This is a genomic window from Streptomyces sp. NPDC048172 (assembly GCF_043202595.1).
Taxonomy (GTDB): domain Bacteria; phylum Actinomycetota; class Actinomycetes; order Streptomycetales; family Streptomycetaceae; genus Streptomyces.
The window spans coordinates 13,204-34,444 of sequence record NZ_JBIDAT010000015.1; the positions used below are offsets into that span (position 1 = coordinate 13,204).

The 21,241-nt window shown below is 72.5% G+C and carries 17 protein-coding genes and 1 pseudogene; 12 read left to right on the top strand and 6 right to left on the bottom strand.

The features are described from left to right. The first annotated feature begins 73 nt into the window (after positions 1-73). The 3 genes from ACGF3A_RS41470 to ACGF3A_RS41480 all read left to right on the top strand — a co-directional run bounded on the left by ACGF3A_RS41470 (position 74) and on the right by ACGF3A_RS41480 (position 2,726). Complete coding sequence (locus tag ACGF3A_RS41470; RefSeq protein ID WP_393736034.1) at positions 74-595, top strand: hypothetical protein; 522 nt, start codon at positions 74-76, stop codon at positions 593-595. A gap of 70 nt (positions 596-665) precedes the next feature. Next, positions 666-2,120: an amidase gene (locus ACGF3A_RS41475; protein WP_393736036.1), complete on the top strand. Its 1,455-nt coding sequence runs from the start codon at positions 666-668 to the stop codon at positions 2,118-2,120. Positions 2,121-2,261: 141 nt separating this feature from the next. Beyond that, positions 2,262-2,726, top strand: coding sequence for a MaoC family dehydratase (locus ACGF3A_RS41480; RefSeq protein ID WP_393736038.1), 465 nt, complete (start codon positions 2,262-2,264; stop codon positions 2,724-2,726). Here the strand turns inward: ACGF3A_RS41480 and ACGF3A_RS41485 are convergent. From ACGF3A_RS41485 to ACGF3A_RS41505, 5 genes are all read right to left on the bottom strand, one after another. Then, entirely contained in the window at positions 2,717-3,340 is a 624-nt protein-coding gene (locus ACGF3A_RS41485) for a TetR/AcrR family transcriptional regulator (protein WP_393736040.1), read from the bottom strand. The two genes, ACGF3A_RS41480 and ACGF3A_RS41485, sit on opposite strands and share 10 nt — an antisense overlap. Before the next feature lie 214 nt (positions 3,341-3,554). Next, positions 3,555-4,097, bottom strand: coding sequence for a GNAT family N-acetyltransferase (locus ACGF3A_RS41490; RefSeq protein WP_393736042.1), 543 nt, complete (start codon positions 4,095-4,097; stop codon positions 3,555-3,557). A gap of 6 nt (positions 4,098-4,103) precedes the next feature. Continuing rightward, entirely contained in the window at positions 4,104-5,198 is a 1,095-nt protein-coding gene (locus ACGF3A_RS41495) for an alcohol dehydrogenase catalytic domain-containing protein (protein WP_393736044.1), read from the bottom strand. 80 nt (positions 5,199-5,278) lie between these two features. Next, on the bottom strand, positions 5,279-6,706 hold the full coding sequence (locus ACGF3A_RS41500) for an aldehyde dehydrogenase family protein (RefSeq protein ID WP_393736046.1): 1,428 nt from the start codon (positions 6,704-6,706) through the stop codon (positions 5,279-5,281). A gap of 121 nt (positions 6,707-6,827) precedes the next feature. Beyond that, positions 6,828-8,267 carry a CitMHS family transporter gene (locus ACGF3A_RS41505; RefSeq protein ID WP_393736048.1) on the bottom strand — a complete coding sequence of 480 codons (1,440 nt, stop codon included), beginning with the start codon at positions 8,265-8,267 and terminating at the stop codon, positions 6,828-6,830. 282 nt (positions 8,268-8,549) lie between these two features. Between ACGF3A_RS41505 and hmgA the strand changes: the two genes are divergently transcribed. Both hmgA and ACGF3A_RS41515 read left to right on the top strand, forming a co-directional pair. Next, positions 8,550-9,863, top strand: coding sequence for a homogentisate 1,2-dioxygenase (gene hmgA / locus ACGF3A_RS41510; protein WP_393736050.1), 1,314 nt, complete (start codon positions 8,550-8,552; stop codon positions 9,861-9,863). A gap of 62 nt (positions 9,864-9,925) precedes the next feature. After that, positions 9,926-10,684 carry a GntR family transcriptional regulator gene (locus tag ACGF3A_RS41515; RefSeq protein WP_393736052.1) on the top strand — a complete coding sequence of 253 codons (759 nt, stop codon included), beginning with the start codon at positions 9,926-9,928 and terminating at the stop codon, positions 10,682-10,684. 69 nt (positions 10,685-10,753) lie between these two features. On the opposite strand, the gene ACGF3A_RS41520 is transcribed toward ACGF3A_RS41515, so the two are convergent. After that, positions 10,754-11,023 carry a hypothetical protein gene (locus ACGF3A_RS41520; protein ID WP_344529795.1) on the bottom strand — a complete coding sequence of 90 codons (270 nt, stop codon included), beginning with the start codon at positions 11,021-11,023 and terminating at the stop codon, positions 10,754-10,756. A 174-nt stretch (positions 11,024-11,197) separates the two neighbouring features. Between ACGF3A_RS41520 and ACGF3A_RS41525 the strand changes: the two genes are divergently transcribed. The 7 genes and pseudogenes from ACGF3A_RS41525 to ACGF3A_RS41555 all read left to right on the top strand — a co-directional run bounded on the left by ACGF3A_RS41525 (position 11,198) and on the right by ACGF3A_RS41555 (position 21,161). Beyond that, positions 11,198-12,877: a protein kinase gene (locus tag ACGF3A_RS41525; RefSeq protein WP_393736055.1), complete on the top strand. Its 1,680-nt coding sequence runs from the start codon at positions 11,198-11,200 to the stop codon at positions 12,875-12,877. Positions 12,878-13,048: 171 nt separating this feature from the next. Beyond that, the gene (locus ACGF3A_RS41530) at positions 13,049-13,387 is read left to right on the top strand and encodes a hypothetical protein (RefSeq protein ID WP_393736057.1); all 339 of its coding nucleotides are present in this window, start codon (positions 13,049-13,051) and stop codon (positions 13,385-13,387) included. A gap of 1 nt (position 13,388) precedes the next feature. Then, positions 13,389-14,498 carry a GNAT family N-acetyltransferase gene (locus ACGF3A_RS41535; protein WP_393736059.1) on the top strand — a complete coding sequence of 370 codons (1,110 nt, stop codon included), beginning with the start codon at positions 13,389-13,391 and terminating at the stop codon, positions 14,496-14,498. Positions 14,499-14,834: 336 nt separating this feature from the next. Beyond that, a complete protein-coding gene (locus tag ACGF3A_RS41540; RefSeq protein WP_393736061.1) occupies positions 14,835-15,674 on the top strand; it encodes a glycosyltransferase family 2 protein in 840 nt (279 codons plus the stop codon). Beyond that, positions 15,671-16,618 (top strand): annotated as a pseudogene (locus ACGF3A_RS41545) (glycosyltransferase family 2 protein); the annotation flags it as partial. The gene ACGF3A_RS41540 and the pseudogene ACGF3A_RS41545, both read left to right, overlap by 4 nt. Positions 16,619-16,744: 126 nt before the next feature. Beyond that, entirely contained in the window at positions 16,745-17,536 is a 792-nt protein-coding gene (locus tag ACGF3A_RS41550; protein WP_393736232.1) for a polysaccharide deacetylase family protein, read from the top strand. Next, complete coding sequence (locus ACGF3A_RS41555; protein WP_393736063.1) at positions 17,529-21,161, top strand: lipopolysaccharide biosynthesis protein; 3,633 nt, start codon at positions 17,529-17,531, stop codon at positions 21,159-21,161. The genes ACGF3A_RS41550 and ACGF3A_RS41555 overlap by 8 nt, the downstream gene beginning before the upstream one ends. Positions 21,162-21,241: the final 80 nt, after the last annotated feature.

Below are 21,241 nucleotides of genomic sequence, written 5' to 3' on the forward strand. Positions count from 1 at the left end.
AGTGGGATCCAAAGCGCCCGTCGGTACGTCACATCCCCGACGACTCGGGTCCTCTCCGCCGGAGGTGGGATGATTGGCCGGTTTCAGAGCTCTCGCCCAGCAAGTCCGTGATCCAGAGAGGGAGCCGTCCCAGCGTCGGCAGGCTCTCCGCAAATGTCTCGAACGGTTCGCGCCGTACGGCCACCGGGCCACCTGGCGGCACCTGTGCGCGAGCGCGGGCTTCCACCCCGACGACCGCGAGCCCGAACCCTCGCTCCTCGTCGCGGCACTCGAGGAGCTGGAGGAGGCACGCGCGGTCTGGCTCGCCTACGAGTCGGAGGTCGCGGACCGGCGCAGACGGGAGAAGCGCGAAGGAATCAGACAGCCGACGGCCCTCGACGCCTGGCACAGTCTCACCTGGGGCGGCCGTTCGCTGCTCCGCTGCGACCCCGCGCAGCCCCCGACGCCGCGCCTGGCCGAGGTGCTGCGCCGCATGATCCGCTCCATGGACGCACAGGAGGAGCGCGAAGCGCGCCAGGGCCGGCCCAACGGGCGGGCGGCACGCGCGAGTTCCGCCCGGCGTCGCGCGTATCGCGGCACCGTGGTGCCCACCTGACCCCGATGCGAGGATGCGCCGTACCAGCACCCGCCAGCCCCGCGCGGGGCGTGACCGGACGGACGGCGTCATGTCCTCACTGCACGACCTCACCGCGACCGAGCAAGCGGCGGCGATACGGGCGGGCACGGTCTCGCCCGTGGAGCTGACCGCCCACTACCTGGAGCGGACAGACCGGCTCGACGCGGAGCTGGGGGCGTATCTGACCGTCACGCCCGAGCTGGCCCGCAAGCAGGCGTCCGACGCCGAGGCCGAGGCGCTCGCCGCGCGTCACGCGGGGCGCGCCGACGAACTGCCACCGCTGCACGGAGTCCCGGTGCCGGTGAAGGACCTCAACAACGTCGCGGGCGTACGGACGACCATGGGCTCGGCCGCCTTCTCCGACCATGTGCCCGACCGCGACGACCATGTCGCCGCGCGGCTGCGCGCCGGCGGCAGCCCGATGCTCGCCAAGAGCAACACACCCGAGTTCGGGATCCCCTGCTACACCGAGAACCTGCTGGCGCCGCCCGCGCGGACGCCCTGGGACCTCTCGCGCTCGGCGGGCGGGTCCAGCGGCGGAGCCGCCGCGGCGGTGGCCGGGGGCCTGGCCCCGGTCGCGCACGCCAGCGACGGCGGCGGGTCGATCCGCATCCCCGCCTCGGTCTGCGGCCTGTTCGGCGTCAAGCCGAGCCGGGGCCGGGTGAGCGCGGGCCCCGTGCAGCACGACGTGGCCGGACTGGCGACCTCCGGCCCGCTGGCCCGTACGGTCGCGGACGCGGCCACGCTGCTGGACGTGCTCGCGGGCCGGATGCCCGGCGATCCGTACACGGCGCCGCCGCTGGCCGACGGGGACACCTTCGCGGCGTGGGCGGACCCCGCCCGGGTGCCGGGCAGGCTGCGCGTCCTCGCGCTCACGGGCGCGCCCGTCCCGGAGATCCAGCCGCACCCGGAGTGCGTGGCGGCGACGCGCGGCACGGCGGAGCTGCTGCGGGAGCTGGGGCACGAGGTGGAGGAGGCCGCGCTGCCCGCCGACGACTCGCTGCGGCGCGACTTCAGCATCGTATGGGCCGTGCGTGCCGCCTCCCGGGTGGTGCCGGAGGAGGGCGAGGGGCTGCTGACGCCGCTGACCCGGTACATCCGGGAGCAGGGGCGCACGATTCCGGTGCCGGACTTCGCCCGCGCGCTCGCCTCCTTCAGGTCCGTCGCGCAGCTGCTGGCCGACACGATCCTCGCCCCGGGCACGGGGTACGACATGATCCTCTCCCCCACGCTCGCGCAGCCCCCGATGCCGGTCGGCGCGATGCGGGACGACGCGGATCCGGCGGGCGAGTTCGAGCGGTTCGCCCGGTTCACCCCCTTCACTCCGCTCTACAACGCCACGGGCCAGCCCGCCGTCTCGCTCCCCCTGCACTGGACGGACGAGGGCCTGCCGATCGGCGTGATGCTGGGCGGGCGGCACGGGGAGGAGGGCCCGCTCCTGGCGCTGTCGGCGCAGCTGGAGGAGGCCCGGCCGTGGCGGGACCGCAGGCCCGCGATGTGGTGACGCCGGGTGCCGGGCGCCGGACGGGGCAGCGGCACGGGCTGGCGTGGGGCCGGTGCGGGTGGCATGCTGAGCGCGATGTGACTGAGCAATCGCTTATTAGGCTTGCGCGTGCGAGACGCGCGAGCGCGGGAGGTTGTACGCATGGCTGAGCCCCGGGTCTTCACCTCGGCCGCCGAACTCACGGCGGCGGTCGGCCAGGAGCTGGGCACCAGCGGCTGGCTGGAGATCGACCAGAAGCGGATCGACCTCTTCGCCGACGCGACCGGTGACCACCAGTGGATCCACGTCGACCCCGAGAAGGCAGCGTCGGGCCCGTTCGGCTCGACCATCGCGCACGGCTATCTGACGCTCTCGCTGCTGCCCTCGCTGGTGCCGCAGGTGATGCGCGTCGAGGGCATGCGGATGGGCGTCAACTACGGGGTGAACAAGGTCCGTTTCCCCGCCCCCGTGCCCGTGGGCTCCCGGCTGCGCGGCCGCGTCGAGCTGACCGAGGTGACGGAGACGAAGGACGGCGGCGTGCAGATCGCGGCCAAGGTGACGGTCGAGCGCGAGGGCGGCGAGCGGCCGGTCTGCGTCGCGGAGAGCGTCAGCCGCTACTACTGGTGACCCCCGGCGGGCCCGTGGCCCGCCATGCGCAGGGCGAGCTCGGCGTAGAACACACCGAGCTCGTCCGGCGTCCTGCGGCCGTCCGGGCTGAACCAGCGGGCCACGTCGATGCAGAGCGACATCATCGCGAGCGTCGTGCCCCGCAGGTCCGTGACCGCGAACTCGCCCGCCTCCGTGCCGTCCCGCAGCACCTCGCGCAGGATCTCCTCGCTGCGGCGGCGGAGGACCACGATCTCGGCGAGATGCGGCTCGCTCAGCGCCGCCAGCTCGTACTGCACGACCCGCGCCGTCGTGTGGTGCTCGGCGTGCCAGCGGACGAACGCGCGCACCGCGCTCGTCAGCCGCTCCGCCGCCGTACGGTCGCCCGCCGTGGCCTCCTCCAGGATCCGCACCGAACTCTCGTGACCGACGCGGCTGATGTGGTGGAGCAGCTCTTCCTTGGTCTTGTAGTGGATGTAGAGCGCGGCCGGGCTCATGCCCGCGCGGCCCGCGATGTCGCGGGTCGTGGTGGCGTGGAAGCCCCGCTCGGCGAACGCCTCCACGGCACCCAGCAGCAGCCGCCGCGCGGCGTCGGGCGTCACATCGCCGAAGGACTCGTCGGACTCAACCGTCATCCCGTCACCCTAACCCGCGAGTGAGCGTGCGCTTAGGTCGTGTCTTCAAAGTCCCGTCTGCCCGGTGGCGCCTGGCACGCACGCTCGCGGCGTTGTCGTCAGTCGCCAATGCTCCGCAGTGGCTCCTTCCTCCGCCTTGCGATCGCACGCACCAGACGCCACCGGGCCCGCCCTTCGGGCGGACGACGCTACTTTGAAGACACTCCCTAGAGCGCTACTCCCCGCCCTCCGGCCCGCCCTCCGCCCCGTCCTCGTCCGGCCCGTCCTCCGGGAACGCGATCTCGTAGTACCGCACCCGCTCGTCCTCCCCCACGTACCGCATACCCGCCGCCAGCATCACGCGCTGGGAGGCGACATTGCCGAGGTCGGCGTCGCCCTTCACGCAGGAGAGGCCGCACTCGCGCGCGAAGCGCAGCAGTCCGCGCAGGGCCTCGGCGGCATATCCCTTGCCGCGCTCCGAGGCGATCAGCCCGTAGCCGATGGTGACGGTGCCCTCGGCGTCCGGCAGCCGGTTGAAGCCGGTGCCGCCGATGGCGACGCCGTCCGCCCGGCGCCGTACCTCGTAGTCGCCGAACGGCTGCGGGTCACCCGTCGTCCGGCAGGCGTGCACGAACGCCGTCGCGCCCTCCACGTCCACGGCGGAGGGATAGCCGGGCGCCCAGCGGTCGCCCTCCGCCGGTTTGCCCGCGGCCACGCGCTCCGCCTCAGCCGGTGTCAGGGGGTGCAGCACGAGCCGTTCCGTGAGGAGATCGTCCATGACCGCTCAGAATACGATCAGTGAGCGCCCTCCCCGCCCGGCGAGCATCGCCTCGAAGGCACCGCCCACCTCGTCGAGCCCGATCCGCTCGGTGACCAGCGCGCCCAGATCGAGCCGCCCCTCGCGCACATGCCCGGCGAGGACCGGCAGATCGCGGGCCGGATCGCAGTTCCCGTAGACACAGCCGCTGAGCGTGCGCGCGAAGTGGAAGACCTCCAGCGCCGAGAACGAGACCCGCTCGTCCTTGCTCCCGACGCCCACGACAGTCGTCCGGCCGCCGCGCCGCGTGGAGTCCCAGGCCGCCCGGATCGTCTCGGCGCGGCCCACGCACTCGATGGCCACATCGGCACCGCGCCGCCCGTCGGTCACCGCGCGCACCGCCTTCGCCGTGGCGGCCGGGTCGGCGCCCGCGGCCACGAAGTCCGTCGCCCCGGCAGCCCGCGCCAGCTCCTCCTTCTTCTCCGACACGTCCACGGCGACGATCCGCTCCGCGCCCGCCAGCCGCGCCGACTGAAGGGTGGCGAGCCCGACGCCGCCCACCCCGAAGACGGCCACCGACTCGCCCGTCCGCACGCGGGCGCTGTGGTGCACCGCGCCGTACCCGGTGAGCATCGCGCAGCCGAGCAGCGCCGCCTCCTCCAGCGGCACGCCCTCGGGCAGCGGCAGCACGGCCCGCTCGGGCACCACGGTCTCCTCCGCGAACGCGGCGACGCTCAGCCCCGGATACAGCTCGTCCCCACTGCGCGTACGGGCATAGGGCACGGTCGTGGCGGCATTGGCCTCCGTGCAGAGCCAGGGCTCCGACAGCTCGGCGCAGAAGTGGCAGGAGCCGCAGGACGGCGCCCAGTTGAGCACCACACGGTCGCCGGGCAGCACACCCGTGACCCCCTCGCCGACCGAGAGCACGGTGCCCGCGCCCTCATGGCCAAGGACGGCGGGCACGGGCTGGCGCAGCGTGCCGTTGGAGAGCGACAGGTCCGAATGGCAGACCCCGGCCGCGGCGAGCCGGACCCGCACCTGGCCCGGGCCGGGCTCCGGCAGTTCGATCGAGGAGACGACGAGCGGCGCCGAGACGGCCGAGAGGACAGCGGCTCGGATCATGGCTGAACTCCTTGAGGAGAGCCCGGAGCAGGCCCGGGGAAAGGAGGCGGGGAGGGGGAGATCGGGAGAGGGGGAACGGGTCAGAACTGGAGCGACTTCGTCTGGAGATACTCCTCCAGGCCGTGGGCGCCCAGCTCCCGGCCGACGCCCGACCGCTTGTAACCCCCGAAGGGCGCCAGCGGGTTGAAGCGGCCTCCGTTGATGTCCACCTGGCCGCTCTCCATGCGGCGGGCGAAGGCGACGGCCTCCTCCTCGTCCTCGGACCAGACGGCGCCCGCCAGGCCGTACTCCGAATCGTTGGCTATCCGGAGCGCGTCCTCGGCGTCCTCGTATTTCAGGATCGACAGCACCGGGCCGAAGATCTCCTCGCGCGCCACCACCATCCCCGGGGTCACATCGGCGAGGACGGTCGCGCGGACGTAGTGCCCCGCCTCGTGTCCCTCGGGGACCTCCGGGGGCTCGGCGCCGCCCGCGACGACGCGGGCGCCCTCCTTCTCCCCCTGCTCGATGTAACCGGCGACGCGCTCGCGCTGCTTGGCGTTGACAACGGGGCCGAGCCGCGTGCTCCCGTCCCGGGGGTCGCCCGGCACGTACTTCGCCGCGGCCTCGGCGGCCAGCCGGACGGCTTCCTCGTACCGACCGGCGTCGACCAGCATGCGCGTCCACGCGCTGCACGTCTGGCCGGAGTTCGACATCACGTTGGCCACACCGATCTTGACCGCCTTGGTCAGGTCGGCGCCGGGCAGGATCACGTTCGCCGACTTGCCGCCGAGCTCCAGCGCCACGCGCTTGACGCCGCCGCCCGCGAGCGCCCCGATCCTCTGCCCGACGGCGGTCGAGCCGGTGAACGACACGAGGTCCACGTCCTCGTGCTCGGCCAGCGCCTGCCCCGCCACCGGGCCGAGGCCCGTCACGAGGTTGAACACCCCGGCGGGAACGCCCGCCTCGTGCACCGCCTCCGCGAAGAGCTGCGCGACGAGCGGGGTGTCCTCGGCGGGCTTGAGCACCACCGTGCAGCCCGCGGCGAGGGCGGGGGCCGCCTTGGCGACGATCTGGTGCAGCGGATAGTTCCACGGCGTGATCGCGCCGACGACGCCCACGGGCTCGCGCAGCACGCGGGAATTGCCGACCGTCTCCTCGAAGGCGAACTCGGCGGCCAGCGTGGCATAGCTCCCGCACACGAGCACCGGCAAGGACGCGTGTACCTTGCGCGAGAGCGTGACCGGCGAGCCCAGCTCCGCGGTGACCAGGTCCGCGATCTCCCCGGCCCTCGCCTCCAGCACGTCCCGCAGGGCTCCGAGCCGCGCCGCGCGCTCGGCGGGCGGTGTCGCCGCCCACCCGGGGAGGGCGGCCCGCGCCGCCTTCACGGCCGCGTCCACGTCCTCGGCACCGCCCGCGGACACGGCCCCCAGGACCGATCCGTCCGCGGGATTCCGGACCTCGATGGCCCCCTCGCCCTTGGCGCCCCGCCACGCCCCGCCGATGTACATCGCGTCGTGTGCCTTCATGTGGCTCAACCTAGTTCAGAGAATCCAGCGGCGCTCCCCCTGTGGATAACCCCCGGAGCCGACGGCTCCGGGGGTCGTTCGCGCACGGACCCCGTTCACGAACCCCGCACGCGGACCCGGCTCACAGGATCCCGAACAGCAGCCCCGCCGCCAGCACCACCAGCGACGTCAGCGCCGCCCACTTCACCGTGAAGCGGGTGTGGTCCCCGAACTCCACCTTCGCCATTCCGACCAGCACGTACACCGCCGGGACCAGCGGGCTCGACATGTGCAGGGCCTGGCCCGTGAGCGAGGCGCGGGCGATCTCCGCCGAGGAGACGCCGTGCGCCGCACCCGCCTCCGCCAGGATCGGGACGATGCCGAAGTAGAAGCCGTCGTTCGACATGAAGTACGTGAACGGGATGCTCAGGACGCCCGTCACGATCGTCATGTAGGGGCCGAGGCCCTCCGGGAGGGCGTTGACGAGGGAGCGGGCCATCTCGTCGACCATGCCGCTCTCGGTGAGGACGCCGGTGAAGACGGCGGCGGCGAAGACCATTCCGGAGACGTTGAGGACGTTGTCGGCGTGCGCGGCGATGCGGGCCTTCTGGTCCTTCATGTTCGGGAAGTTGACCGTCAGCGCGAGCGCGGCGCCGAGCAGGAAGAGCACCGGGATCGGCAGCGTCTGCATGATCAGCAGGGCGAGCAGCGTCACCGTGAGCGCGGCGTTGAACCACAGGAGCTTCGGGCGGAGGGTCTCGCGGTCGGGGTCCAGGCCGATGAGGTCCGCGTCGGAGCCGGAAGAGGAGCCGGAGCCGGAAGAGGAGTCGGAGCTGGCGTCCGTGCCCGCACCCGCCGAGCCCTTCGGCTTGTCGAGCACGGCAGGACCGGAGCCAGAACCCGTACCGCCACCCGCCCCCGCGAGGACCGTCTCCTGCTCGCGCTCCCCCTCGCAGTCCAGCGTCAGCATCCCGAGCCGCTTGCGCTCGCGCAGCCCCAGCACCCAGGCCAGGCCGAAGACGAAGAGCAGGCCGACCGCCAGTGCGGGGATCATCGGGACGAAGATCTCGCTGGGGTCGAGCTTCAGCGCGGAGGCGGCGCGGGCCGTGGGGCCGCCCCAGGGGACGGTGTTCATGACGCCGTTCGCCGTGGCGGAGACGCCGGTCATGATCAGCACGCTCATCTTCAGCCTGCGGTACAGCGGCAGCATGGCGGAGACGGTGATCATGAACGTCGTCGAGCCGTCGCCGTCCAGCGAGACGATCGCCGCGAGCACGGCCGTACCGACCACGACCCGCATCGGGTCCGCCTTGCAGAAGCGCAGGATGCCCCGGACGATCGGGTCGAAGAGGCCGACGTCGATCATCACGCCGAAGTAGATGATGGCGAACATCAGCATCGCGGCCGTCGGCGCGAGGTCCCCGATGCCCTTGAGGACGTAGTCCCCGAGGCTCGTCGCCTGCCCCGCGAGCACGCAGAAGACGGCGGGGATCAGCACCAGTGCCGCCATCGGCGACATACGCTTCGTCATGATCAGCGTCAGAAATGTCGCAATCATGACGAAGCCGAGAATTGTCAGCATACGGGTTCCTCTACGTTCGCCCTTGAACGGTCGTGAACGGGGTCGTGAACGGTCGCTCTCCCTCGCCGGGCGCCGGGCCCGGGGGCGGAATCTGGATGACCGTAGGCGCCCGCCGACACCCGCCACAAGATGTGCAGCCGTGAACACTAAGGACAAAACTCAAGGTCAGCGAGGTGCGGCGACAGGGCCGCCGTCCGGTTCGTTGACGGGGGCACGAAGGATTCCTATGGTCCTGCACAGGAATCCCTCACACAGGAGTCCCTCACACGGCGGGAGTTGGCGTTGACCGAGCAGGCACGCAAGACGGCGGAGGGTCTCACGTACCTCTCCGGTTTCGGGAACGAGCACAGCAGCGAGGCCGTCCCCGGGGCGCTGCCCCTGGGGCGCAACTCGCCGCAGCGCGCTCCCCTCGGGCTCTACGCGGAGCAGCTCAGCGGTTCGGCCTTCACCGAGCCCCGGGCGCACAACCGCCGCTCGTGGCTCTACCGCATCCGCCCCTCGGCCGCGCACCCCCGCTTCGTCCGCGCGGACAACGGAGCGCTGCGCGGGGCACCCTTCACCGAGGCGGAGCCCGACCCCAACCGGCTGCGCTGGGGCCCGCTGCCCGAGCCCCCCGAGGGCACCGACTTCCTGGCCGGGCTCTGGACGCTCGGCGGCAACGGGGACGCCGCGCAGCGCACGGGCATGGCGGTGCATCTGTACGCGGCGAACGCCCCGATGCGCGACCGGGTCTTCAGCGACGCGGACGGCGAGCTGCTCATCGTCCCCGAGCGCGGCGGGCTGCTGCTGCACACCGAGTTCGGGCTGCTGCGCGCCGAGCCGGGCCATGTGGCGCTGATCCCGCGCGGCGTGCGCTTCCGCGTGGAGCCGCTGGACGAGTCGGCGCGCGGCTACGTCTGCGAGAACTACGGCCGCCCCTTCGTCCTCCCCGACCTCGGCCCCATCGGCGCCAACGGGCTGGCCAACGCGCGCGACTTCCTCGCGCCGACAGCGGCCTACGAGGACGAGGACCGGCCGGTCGAGGTCGTGAACAAGTTCTGCGGCAACCTCTGGAAGGCCACCTACGACCACTCCCCGCTCGACGTGGTCGCCTGGCACGGCAACCATCTGCCGTACGTCTACGACCTGCGCCGTTTCAACGTCATCGGCAGCATCAGCTACGACCACCCGGACCCGTCGATCTTCACGGTGCTCACCTCACCCTCGGACACCCCGGGCCTGGCGGGCGTGGACTTCGTGGTCTTCGCGCCGCGCTGGCTGGTGGGCGAGGACACCTTCCGCCCGCCGTACTTCCACCGGAACGTGATGAGCGAGTACATGGGCCTGATCGAGGGCGCCTACGACGCGAAGGCGGAGGGCTTCGTTCCGGGCGGCGGTTCGCTGCACAACATGATGTCGGCGCACGGCCCGGACCGGGAGACGTATCAGAAGGCCAGCGCCGCCGAGCTGCGCCCGCAGAAGATCGACGACGGGCTCGCCTTCATGTTCGAGACCCGCTGGCCCGTGGTGCCCACCGCACAGGCCCTCTCCGGCGGCCACCTCCAGGACGGCTACGACGGCGTCTGGCAGGGCCTGGAGCGCCACTTCCGGGCCTGACCGCGTCCCGGCCGACACGGGGAGGTGCCCCCGGCGTCGGCCGGGCTGATTTCATCGGAGCCATGACCGACTTCGCGCCCGACTCGCTCGCGCTGAACCGCAAGCTGCCCCTGTGGTACCAGGTCTCCCAGTCCCTCCGGGCCTCCATACTCGGGCGCGCGCCGGACTCCCCGCTGCGGCTGCCCACGGAGGAGAAGCTCGCCACGCACTACGGCGTCAGCGTCCTGACCATGCGCCAGGCCCTCAAGGAGCTGGAGTCGGAGGGGCTGATCAGCCGTCACCGGCGGCGCGGGACCTTCATCGAGCCGGACGCCCGCCGCGCACGGCCCGTACGGCTGCTGGGCTCCGTCGACACGATCGTCGCCCAGCAGTCCGGGGACCGCACGACACTGCTGGGGCACGGCACGGAGCCCGTACCGGCGGAGCTGGCCGAGCACTTTCCGGGGCACACGGAGGTCATGGCGTACCGCAGGCTGCGCCACGACCGGGAGAGCGGCGAGCCCACGAACTGGGCGGTGAATCTGATCCATCCGCGGATCGCGGAGCGGCTCGACCCCGCCGACCTGCGCCGGGGCTGGCCGATGACCAAGGTGCTGCGGGACGGGGTGGGGGTGCGGATCAGCAGGATCACGGACACCGTCGAGGCGCGGCTCGCCGACCCGGAGACGGCCCGGCTGCTGGACGTGCCGCTGCTGAGCCCGATCCTGCACTACACGGGGGTGACGTACGACGACGGGGGACAGGTCGTGGATGTCGTACGCATCCACTACCGGGGCGACCGCTTCTCGTTCTCGGTGACGCTGGAGAACGTCACGAGCTAGGGGAAGCGCGCGGACACGCACGCTGAAACGGCCGCCAGGACAGTCCCCTCGCAGTCCAGGCGGCCCGGTTCAGCCGCGCCCGCCGAAGAGCGAGCGGCGCAGCTTGCGCAGCGGCGCGAAGAGCGAGACCCGTGCGCTCCGCTTGCGCGAACCACTCCGTGTGGTCGTGTCGCGCTGCGTGATCTCACGCATCAGCGTCGTCGCTTCCTCCGTCTCGACCTGCGGGACCGCGGGCCCCGCGAGCACGGAGAGATGCCGGTCGAGCCGCGAACTGGTCGCGCTCGTCCCGCATTTGATCGCAGGCACTCGCGCCCTGCTGCTCATTGTTATCTGTTCCATGTCACTCCCCACCCGTACGAGGGCACCCGGCCCGGGCAGAGTAACCCTATCTCCCGACTCCGACACGCGTGTATCCCGGTCACAGGATTCACCTGCCCCACAAGCCGGTTGACGAACACCGTACGAGCGCTCAGCATCCGTAGAAGACCCTGGAATCGGGTCAAGGGGGACACAATGAGCGCAGACCGGGTGCTCGCGGGACGGTACCGGCTCCTCGGCGAGCTGGGCCGAGGCGGGATGGGCCTCGTCTGGCGCGCGTACGACGAGACGCTGCGCCGCGAGGTCGCGGTCAAGGAGGTGCGTGCCCCCGAGGGCATGGAGGAGCGCGACGTCCGCCAGCTCTACACCCGGCTGGAGCGCGAGGGATGGGCCGCGGGCCGTATCGCGCACCGCAACGTCGTCACGGTCTACGACGTGGTGAGCGAGGAGGGCCGCCCCTGGATCGTGATGGAGCTCATACGCGGACTCTCGCTGGACGAGGTGCTGGACGCCGAGGGGCCGTTGACACCGGAGCGCGCGGCGGCGGTCGGCGCGGAGGTGCTCGCCGCACTGCGCGCCGCGCACTCCGCCTCCGTGCTCCACCGCGATGTGAAACCGGGCAACGTACTGCTTGCCAACGATGGTCGTATCGTGCTCACCGACTTCGGGATCGCCCTGATCGAGGGCAGTTCGGCGCTCACACTCACCGGGGAACTGGTGGGCTCGCCGGAATATCTCGCTCCGGAACGTGCTATGGGCCGCCCGCCGGGCCCCGCCTCCGACCTGTGGTCGCTCGGCGTGCTGCTCTACGCCGCGGTGGAGGGCGGCACGCCCTTCCGGCGCGACACGGCGCTGAGCACGCTGCGGGCCATCGTGGACGAGGAGTTGCCGCCGCCCCGCCGCGCCGGGCCGCTCACGCCCGTACTGGACGGGCTGCTGCGCAAGGACCCGGCGGAGCGCCTCCCGGCCGAGGAGACGGCGGAGATGCTCGCCACGGTCGCCGCCGGGGGCGCTCCGCGCGACCCGTCCGCCGTCCCGCACTCCACTCCACCCGCCTACACCCCCACCGTCCGCGCGGACCAGGGGCACTACGCCTCGGCGCCGACCCAGGCGGCCCCCTCCTCGGGCGGAACGGGGAGCTACGGCCCGCCGCCCGGCGGGGAGGGGGACCGCCGAAAGCGCGGCACCGTCTGGCTCGCGGTGCTCGCCGTGGTGGCCGCGATCCTGGCAGGAGCCCTCTTCTACGCGTTCGCGGACGACGGCGACGGCTCCAGCGGCGGCAACGAGGGCGGCTCCTCGGGCGACGGCGGCAAGAGCACGGGGGGCGACGGCGGCAAGGACAGCGGGCAGAACGGCGGGGACGGGGGCGACGGAGGGGGCGGCAGCGACGGGCAGACCGCCTCCGGAGGAGGGAACGGCGGGGACGGAAACGGCGGGAGCGGCGGAAACGGGGGAAACGGCGGCGACAACGGGACCGGGGGAAACGGAGGCGGAGGCAAACCGTCCCAGAAGGTCACCGTCACCGTGCACGCGATCCGCGACAGCTACGAGGGCACCTGCCCTCCCCCGCAGGCCGAGGCGCCCTACTTCACCGGGGTCATCACCGTCACGAAGCTGCCCGCGAAGGTCGAGTACCGCTGGTACACCGGCAGCGGAAAGAGCTCGGGGCCCGGCTGGAAGACCCTCGACTATCCCGCGGGTGGCGCGAAACAGCGCACGGTGAACCATACGGAGACGACCTACGCGCCGGGCGGCACCCACAGCGACTGGATCGCGGTGGAGGTCCGGGCGCCGCGGCAAGTGGAATCAGGTCACGTGAAGTTCACCGTCACGTGCAAGGCCAGCCCCACACCCACCGTCTATCAGTCACAGTGACCGCGCACGGTTGACGCCCCGACGCGGGCTACGCCAGATTGAATAGGCGTAACCTGCGCTTCAGGGGGCATTCCGGGGGGCCGGCCGCCCATGCAGACCATTCACAGATCCCGCGTCACAAGCAGATCACGCGTCACAAGCGACTCCGTTCCCGCGCTGGCGGGGGCCGCTGTGGGGGTCGGCGCGGCCGGCGCCGCGCTGGCCCTGGTGGACATCGACTCGGTGCTGCGTGCCCCGCTGACGCTGTTCTTCCTCGTCGCCGCACCCGCGGGGGCGCTGGCCGCCCTGCTGCCCCGGCTCGATCCGCTCAGCCGCACCGTCGTCGCCGTCACCGGCGCGCTCGCCGTCGACCTGCTCGTGGGGCAGGCCATGGTCGCGCTGCACCTGTGGTCGGCGCGCGGCGGTGTCGCCGCCGTCGCCGTACTGAGCACCGCCCTGCTGCTCCTCTCCCTCGCCCGCGGCCGCACCGCCCGGGGCCGCGAAAGACAGCGCGAAAGACAGGAAGCCTGACGTGGACATCAGAGTGTGCCGCCCCGGAGAACTCAGCGCCGCCGACCGGGCGGCGTGGTCGTGCTTGCAGGCCAAGGCACATCTCCACGGTTCACCGCAGCTCGCGAACCCCTTCCTCTCCCCCGAGTTCACCCTCGCCCTCGGCCGCTGCCGCGCGGGCGTGCGGATCGCGGTCGTACGGGACGGGGACGGGGAGCCCGCGGCCTTCTTCCCGTACCAGCGCGGGGCGCTCGGCGCCGGGAAGGCCGTCGGGCTCGGGGTCTCCGACTGCCAGGGAGCCGTCCACCGGCCCGGCTTCGCCTGGGACCCGAAGGAGCTGCTGCGTGCGTGCGGGCTGGCCGTCTGGGAGTTCGACCATCTCGCCGAGGGGCAGCCGGGGTTCGGCGAGGGGATCTCGGGCGCCTTCGCCTCACCCGTGATCGAGCTCGATCAGGGCTACGCACAGTATCTGGGCGAACTTCGCGCCCGTACACCCAAGTTCGTGCGCACCACGCTCTACAAGGAGCGCAAGCTGGGCCGCAGGGTCGGCGAGGTGCGCTACGTGCACGACGAGCGGGACCCGGAGGCGCTGCGCACCCTGATGGCGTGGAAGTCCGCGCAGTACCGGCGCACGGGGCGCAGCGACCGCTTCGCGCACGCCTGGATCGTGCGCCTCGCGCAGCACCTCTTCCACTCGCGCTCCGACCGGTTCGCCGGACAGCTCTCGGTGCTCTACGCCGGGGAGCGCCCGGTGGCCGCGCACTTCGGGCTGCGCTCCGACCGGGTGCACAGCTGCTGGTTCCCGGCGTACGACCCGGCGTTCGCGCGCTACTCGCCGGGGCTCGTGATGCATCTGCGCATGATCGAGGCGGCGGCGCGCGAGGGGATCTCGTACGTCGATCTGGGCCGGGGCCAGAAGGAGTACAAGGACCTCCTCAAGACCCGTGATCTCACGGTCTACGAGGGCTGGGTGACGCGCCGCCACCCGGTGGCGCTCGGGCACCGGGCGCACCGCGCCCCGGTCCGCGCGCTGCGCAACGCGGTGCAGGCACGGCCCGAACTCTTCGCGTCCGCCGACCGGCTGCTCAAGACGGCGGGCACGATCCGCACCGCACGGACCCGACGGACCTGACAGAACCAGCGGAGGTGAGGCACCGAGTCAGGGCAGCACGGGAGACACGTCCCGGGCCCTGCCCATGGCTCCGACGCACTGATGACGTCGCACATCCACCCGCATCGCCCCACTCCGGTGGGGAACGCAAGCGGCGGCTCCTGGGGAGGGCGCGGCCGCCGCGGACGGAGGGGTGCGGGGCGCGGTTGGGGGGTGCCGTCCTGGACGGGCCGCGCGGGAAGTGACGAGGAATGCCAGCGCTCCGCGGAGGGCGGAGCAGCAACCCCCCTTTCGAACCGGACACATTGCCGGACCGCTCAGGCGCGTGCGGTCCACCGGACGAGAGGGAACGGACTCATGACATCAGCGGCGCGTCCGTTAGCCGACGGCGCACAGGCACAGGCACAGGCGCAGGCACAGGAAGAGACGCAGCAGCAGGCACCGCAGCAGTCCCGGACGTACCGGCCGGTCTCCTCGCACCTGGCGATCGCCCCGCCCGTGAGCGTGGTGATCCCGGCGATGAACGAGGCGGAGAACCTGCCGTACGTCTTCAAGTCCCTGCCCGGCTGGATCCACGAGGTCGTCCTCGTCGACGGCAACTCCGCGGACGGCACCGTCGCCGTCGCGCGCGAACTGCGGCCCGACGTCAAGGTGGTCCAGCAGCAGGGCAAGGGCAAGGGCGACGCACTGATCAGCGGCTTCGCCGCGAGCACCGGCGAGATCGTGGTGATGGTCGACGCCGACGGCTCGGCGGACGGCACCGAGATCGTCAGCTATGTCTCCGCGCTCGTCGGCGGCGCCGACTTCGCCAAGGGCTCCCGCTTCGCGAACGGGGGCGGCACGGACGACATGACACCGGTGAGAAAGCTCGGCAACCGCGTGCTGACCACCCTCGTCAACCGTAAGTTCGGCGCCCGCTACACCGACCTCTGCTACGGGTACAACGCCTTCTGGCGGCACTGCCTGGACGACATCGACCTGGACTGCGCGGGCTTCGAGGTCGAGACACTGATGAACATCCGCATCGTCCGCGCGGGGCTGCGCGTGCAGGAGATACCCAGCCACGAGCACGAGCGCATCCACGGCACCAGCAATCTGCGGGCCGTGCGCGACGGGCTCCGGGTGCTGCGCGTGATCCTGCGCGAGCACGGCGGCAAGAGGTACACCGCACGAGCCGCCACCCGGGAGGCTTCGTGACCCGGCCCCCCTCGCCAGCGGAGCCGGAGCTTCCGGTCTCCGTCGTGATCTGTGCCTACACCGAGGACCGCTGGGGCGACACGCTCGCCGCCGTGGCCTCGGTACGGGCGCAGTCGTACCGGGCGCGCGAGACGCTGCTCGTCGTCGACCACAACCCGACGCTGCTGCGGCGGCTCGACGCGCGCTTCGCCGGGACGAAGGAGGTGCGGGTGCTCGCCAACGCGGGCCCCCGCGGCCTCTCGTCCGGCCGCAACACCGGGATCGCCGCGTCGTCCGGGGAGGTCATCGCGTTCCTCGACGACGACGCCGTCGCCGAACGGGACTGGCTGCGCCGCTTCGTCGCGGCGTACGCCGACCCGCGCGTGCTCGCCGTCGGCGGCCGTACGGAGCCGGTCTGGGCGTCGGGACGGCGCCCCGCCTGGTTCCCCGAGGAGTTCGACTGGGCCGTCGGCTGCATGTACCGCGGCCATCCGCGCGGCCTGGTGCCGGTGCGCAACGTGCTCGGCGGCAACGCCTCCTTCCGGCGCCGGGCCTTCGAACTGGCGGGCGTCTTCGCGACGGGCATCGGCCGCGACGGCACCGGGCTGCCGCTGGGCTGCGAGGAGACGGAGCTGTGCATCCGGCTGCGGCGCGCGGCGCCGGACGACGCGCTGCTGCTGATCGACGACCGCGCGATCATCCACCACCGGGTGCCGGAGGACCGGGAGCGGCTCTCGTACCTGCGGACGCGGGCGTACGCGGAGGGCCTCTCCAAGGCCACGGTCGCGCGGCTCGCGGGCGCCCGGGACGGGCTGTCCACGGAACGCGCCTACGCGACGCGGGCGTTGCCGCTCGGCGTCGCGCGGGGCGTACGGGACGCCCTGCTGCTCCGCGAGGGCGGCGCGGGCCGCGCGGGCGCGATCGTGCTGGGCGGGGGCGCGGCGGCGTGGGGCTACGCCCGCGGGAGGCTCTCCCCCGCGCTCCCGGACACGCCCCCTCCTCCAGCCGCCGGGCCCGGACGGTCCAAGGGCGCACCACCCGTACGGCATGGGGCGACGCGGCGAGCGGACCTCGGTACCGTGCCCGTGCTGATGTACCACGCGGTCAGCGAGGCGCCCGCGAGGGCGACGCGGACGCTGTCGGTGAGCCCGGGGGCGTTCGCCGAGCAGATGGAGTTCCTGGAGGACGGCGGGTTCACGCCGCTCACCACGGCGGAGCTGGGCGCGCTGTGGCGGGCGGGGAAGGCGGCGCCGGAGCGGGCCGTGCTGATCACGTTCGACGACGGCTACGAGGGCGTGCACCGGCACGCCCTGCCGCTCCTCACCAAGCACTCCTTCCCCGCCAGCCTCTTCGTCTCCACCGGCTGGCTCCCCGGACCGCACCACGCGGGCGGCGAGCTGGACACCATGCTCACCTGGGGCCAGGTGCGCGAACTGGCCGACGGCGGGGTCGAGATCGGCGGGCACAGCCATACGCACCCGCAGCTGGACCAGCTCTCCGACGAGGCGCTGCACTTCGAGATCGCGCGGTGCCGGGAGCTGCTCGTCCAGGAGACGGGGGCGGCCCCGGTGTCGTTCGCCTATCCGTTCGGGTACTCCAGCAGACGGGTGCGCCAGGCCGTGCGGGACACCGGCTTCCACCAGTCCCTCGCCGTCAACAACGCACCGGCCAGCGCCCGGCAGAGCCCGTTCGCACTGACCCGGCTCACGGTGCGGCGCGGCACGGGCATCGAGGAGTTCGCGCGGCTCGTGGAGGGCCGGGCGACCGGCCGCGACTTCGCCCGCGACCGGGTGCTGGGCAAGGGGTACGCGGTCGTCCGGCGCACGCGCCGCGCGCTCCGCGTCGCGCAGGGCGTGAGAGGAGAGCACGGACCACGTGAGTGAGACCACCACCCCCGCGCGGACGGCCCCCGGCCACACCGGTCAGGGGCCGCCCGGCGCCGTAGGGGCCCCCGCCGGGGGCGACGGCAAGGGCGGTGGCGGCCAGCTCTTCCGCAACGCCTACGCGCTGATGCTCAACACCGGCATCTCCGCCGTGCTGGGCCTCGGCTACTGGGTCGTCGCGGCCCGCTACTACTCGGACGACGCGGTCGGGCAGGGCTCGGCCGCGATCGCCGCCATGAAGTTCCTCGCGGGCCTCACGGCGGTCACCCTGATCGGCGCGCTGGCCCGCTTCATCCCGGTCGCGGGGCGTACGACGGGACGGCTGATCCTGCGTACGTACACGGCGAGTTCGGCCGTCGTCGCGTTCGCCGCGCTGGTCTTCCTGCTGACGCTGGACTGGTGGGGGCCCTCGTACGGCTTCCTGCACGGGCCGCTGCCCGGCGTCGGCTTCGTGCTGGCGGTCGTCGCCTGGTCCCTGCTGACGCTCCAGGACGGGGTGCTGACCGGGCTGCGCAGCGCGAAGTGGGTGCCGGTCGGCAACACCGTCTTCTCCACGGTCAAGCTGATCCTGCTGGTCGTGCTGGCTGCGGCGATCCCCGCGAGCGGGGTGTTCGTCTCCTGGGTGCTGGCGATCGGCCTGTCCACGGTCCCGCTGGGCTGGCTGGTCTTCCGGCGGCTGGTGCCCCGGCACGTCGAGGCCACCAGGGAGACGGCCAGGCCCGCCGGATACCGCGAGATGGGCCGCTTCCTGGCGGGCGACTACACGGGCGCGCTGTTCTCCCTCGCGGTGGTCTACCTCGTGCCGGTGATCGTCGCCTCGCAGGTCAGCTCCGCCGACAACGCGTACTTCTACATCACCACCACCATCGGCGGCACGATCAATCTGCTGGCGATCAACATGGGCGCCTCGCTCACCGTCGAGGGCTCGCACAGCCCCGCGCGGATCGCCGACAACTGCCGGGCCGCGCTGCGCCGGATGGCCCGCATCATGCTCCCGGTCTGCGGCGGACTGTTCCTCTTCGCGCCGCAGATCCTCGGCATCTTCGGCAAGGGGTACGCGGACGCGGCGACGCCGCTGCTCCGGTTCTACGCGGTGGGCGCCGTGCTCCGCGTCGTCATCGAGACGTACTACGCGGTGCTGCGCGCCCAGAGCCGCACCTCGGGACTCGCGTGGCTGCAGGGCCTGCTGTGCGTGCTGGTGCTCGGCCTGACGGTGGCGCTGCTGCCGTCCATGGGGCTGACGGGCGCGGGCCTCGCCGAGGCGGGCAGCCTCACGCTCGTCGCGCTGATCGCCGGAGGAAAGCTGCGCGGCATCCTCAAGGCCCATCCGCCCTCCAGCGACCGCGCCCCGGCCCCGTCGGCCGACGCCGGCGACGCCGGGTCCCCCGAGAACGGCCACGCACACGGCGGTACGGGCGAAGGGCGCGGCCCGAGCTGGGCGCGGGACGTGGACGAACCGACGCTGCACCTGCGCGCCGACCTCGAACACCTGGAGCGCCACCCGAGCGTGACGCCGCCGCACGGCACGCCGCTGCCGGGAACGGGCACAGGAACGGGCATGGGCACAGGAACGGGCACGGGCACGGACGCCTCGGGGCTCTTCCCGCAGGAGCAGTTCGCGTTCCTCAGCAGCGCGGCGACGACCCTGTGGACGCTGCTGGCCCTCGCCGTCGCGCTCTACTGGCTGCCGCTGAGCAGCATGGGCGAACTCGACCTGGAGGCCATGGGCGGGCTCGGGCTGGTCTCGGTGCTGCCGGGCGCCACGCTGCTCGGCGCGGCGCTGCTGGTCTGCGTCTTCGCGGGCGCGCTGTGGACCACGCGGCAGCACCGGCTGCTGCTCCTCGTCACGCTGGTGGTCACGGTCGTCTCGCTGCACGCGGTGCCCGCCGTGCTGGAGGACGCGCCGCGCTTCCCGACGGCCTGGCAGCACCTGGGATTCCTGGACCACCTCACCCGTACGGGTACCGCCGTGCCCGATCTCGACGCGCGGTGGAGCTGGCCCGGGTTCTTCGCGGGCGCCGCGTTCCTCGCACAGGCGTGCGGCGTGGACGTGAACGACCTGACGGGTCTGATCCGCTGGTGGCCCACGCTGATCCAGCTCGCCTACCTCGCGCCACTGGCACTGCTGCTGCGCGCCGTACGGGCGGGCTGGCGGGCCAAGTGGTGCGCCCTGTGGTTCTTCGCGCTCGCGGGCTGGGTCGGACAGGACTACTTCTCCCCGCAGGGCTTCACGTTCCTCTTCTACCTGCTCTTCGTGGCGCTGCTGCTGGTGTGGTTCCGCGAGTCGCGCGTACTGCGCGGCGGGCGCGAGCCGGGCGAGGCCGAGCCGCCCCCCGTCACCTCACGAGCCGAGCGCGGCGTGCTCCTGGCCGTACTCCTCGCGCTCTTCCTGGCCTCGGTCGCGGGCCATCAGCTCACCCCGTTCGTGATGCTGGGCGTGCTGACCGGGCTCGTCCTGGTACGCCGCAGCGTGCTGTACGGGCTGCCGCTGCTGTGCGCCGTGCTGCTCGCCGTCTGGATCGGTTTCCTCGCCGAGCCGTACTGGTCGGGCCACTTCGACGAGCTCTTCGGCGGGGTCGGCGGCGTCGGCGGCAACGTCTCCTCGTCGGTCTCCGGCCGCATCGAGGGCGGCAGCGAGACGCACAAGCTCGTGCTCTACGCGCGGGTCGCGCTGGCGGGCGGCACGCTCGCGCTCGCCGGTCTCGGCCTGGTGCGGCGGCTGCGCGGCGGCATCTCGGACCGGTCGCTGCTCGTTGTGACGACTCTCCCCTTCCTCGCCTTCGGCGCCCAGTCGTACGGCGGCGAGATCGCGCTGCGCGTCTTCCTCTTCGCGGCGCCCGGCGCGTGCGTGCTCGCGGCGCTCGCGCTCTTCCCGCGCCCGCACGCGCGCCGCCCGCACTGGCTCGCGGGCGTCGCGACGCTGCTCGTCGGGCTCGTACTGATGGGCGGCTTCCTGGTGGCCCGCTGGGGCAACGAACCCTTCGAGCGCGTACGGGCGGGCGAGGTCGCGGCCATGGAGTACGTCTACGCCCACGACAAGCCGACCGTCCGCGTTTTGTGGCCCACCAACGACACCGTCAACAACGTGACGCCCGCGATGCCGTGGGGCGCGCGAGACATGGAACGCGTCGAGTACGTCCCCACGCTGGCGCCGCTCACCTCGCACAGGGCCCCGGCCCTCGTCGAGGCCCTGCGCGAGGCGGGCCCCCATTCCTATCTCATGCTCAACAGGGGCCAATCGACCGCCCTCCACTTCGACGCGGGCTACCCGAAGGAGTGGCAGGAACGGATGAGTACGGCGCTGGACGCGCGGAAGGAACTGCGCCGGGTCTTCTCGAACGAGGACGCGGTGCTTTACGAGCTCCGCTCGCAGCCGAGGACGAAAGCTGAGCGTCCGTCGCCTGGCCCTGTCTGGCCCAGCGTCACGTGGACCGCCTGGTCCGTGATGGGTGGACTGGCGGCCGTCGTACTGGTGGTGCTCCTCGCTGCGCGTGAGGCGGTGCGTGTTGTTGTGCCGCCCTCCGAGCGCAAGCTCGCTTGGCTCCAGAGCACGTTCTGGTTCAGCCTCCCCTTGACCCTGCTCTTGTTGGCCTCGCTCCTCCAACGCTTCACCACACTGAAGTAACCCAGCGAAGGGTCCCTGACGGGACAGGCCCCTGCTCCTCCCTCCGCCCCCCCTGTGCTTGGGAAGTCTGCGCAAGGCGC

Excerpts from the sequence above, each read along its gene's own strand:
- ACGF3A_RS41490 (WP_393736042.1), bottom strand. The coding sequence starts at position 4,097 with ATGGACGATCTCCTCACGGAACGGCTCGTGCTGCACCCCCTGACACCG.
- ACGF3A_RS41540 (WP_393736061.1), top strand. The coding sequence starts at position 14,835 with ATGACATCAGCGGCGCGTCCGTTAGCCGACGGCGCACAGGCACAGGCA.
- ACGF3A_RS41520 (WP_344529795.1), bottom strand. The coding sequence starts at position 11,023 with ATGGAACAGATAACAATGAGCAGCAGGGCGCGAGTGCCTGCGATCAAA.
- ACGF3A_RS41475 (WP_393736036.1), top strand. The coding sequence starts at position 666 with ATGTCCTCACTGCACGACCTCACCGCGACCGAGCAAGCGGCGGCGATA.
- ACGF3A_RS41550 (WP_393736232.1), top strand. The coding sequence starts at position 16,745 with ATGTACCACGCGGTCAGCGAGGCGCCCGCGAGGGCGACGCGGACGCTG.
- ACGF3A_RS41525 (WP_393736055.1), top strand. The coding sequence starts at position 11,198 with ATGAGCGCAGACCGGGTGCTCGCGGGACGGTACCGGCTCCTCGGCGAG.
- ACGF3A_RS41500 (WP_393736046.1), bottom strand. The coding sequence starts at position 6,706 with ATGAAGGCACACGACGCGATGTACATCGGCGGGGCGTGGCGGGGCGCC.
- ACGF3A_RS41515 (WP_393736052.1), top strand. The coding sequence starts at position 9,926 with ATGACCGACTTCGCGCCCGACTCGCTCGCGCTGAACCGCAAGCTGCCC.
- ACGF3A_RS41495 (WP_393736044.1), bottom strand. The coding sequence starts at position 5,198 with ATGATCCGAGCCGCTGTCCTCTCGGCCGTCTCGGCGCCGCTCGTCGTC.
- ACGF3A_RS41505 (WP_393736048.1), bottom strand. The coding sequence starts at position 8,267 with ATGCTGACAATTCTCGGCTTCGTCATGATTGCGACATTTCTGACGCTG.
- ACGF3A_RS41480 (WP_393736038.1), top strand. The coding sequence starts at position 2,262 with ATGGCTGAGCCCCGGGTCTTCACCTCGGCCGCCGAACTCACGGCGGCG.
- ACGF3A_RS41485 (WP_393736040.1), bottom strand. The coding sequence starts at position 3,340 with ATGACGGTTGAGTCCGACGAGTCCTTCGGCGATGTGACGCCCGACGCC.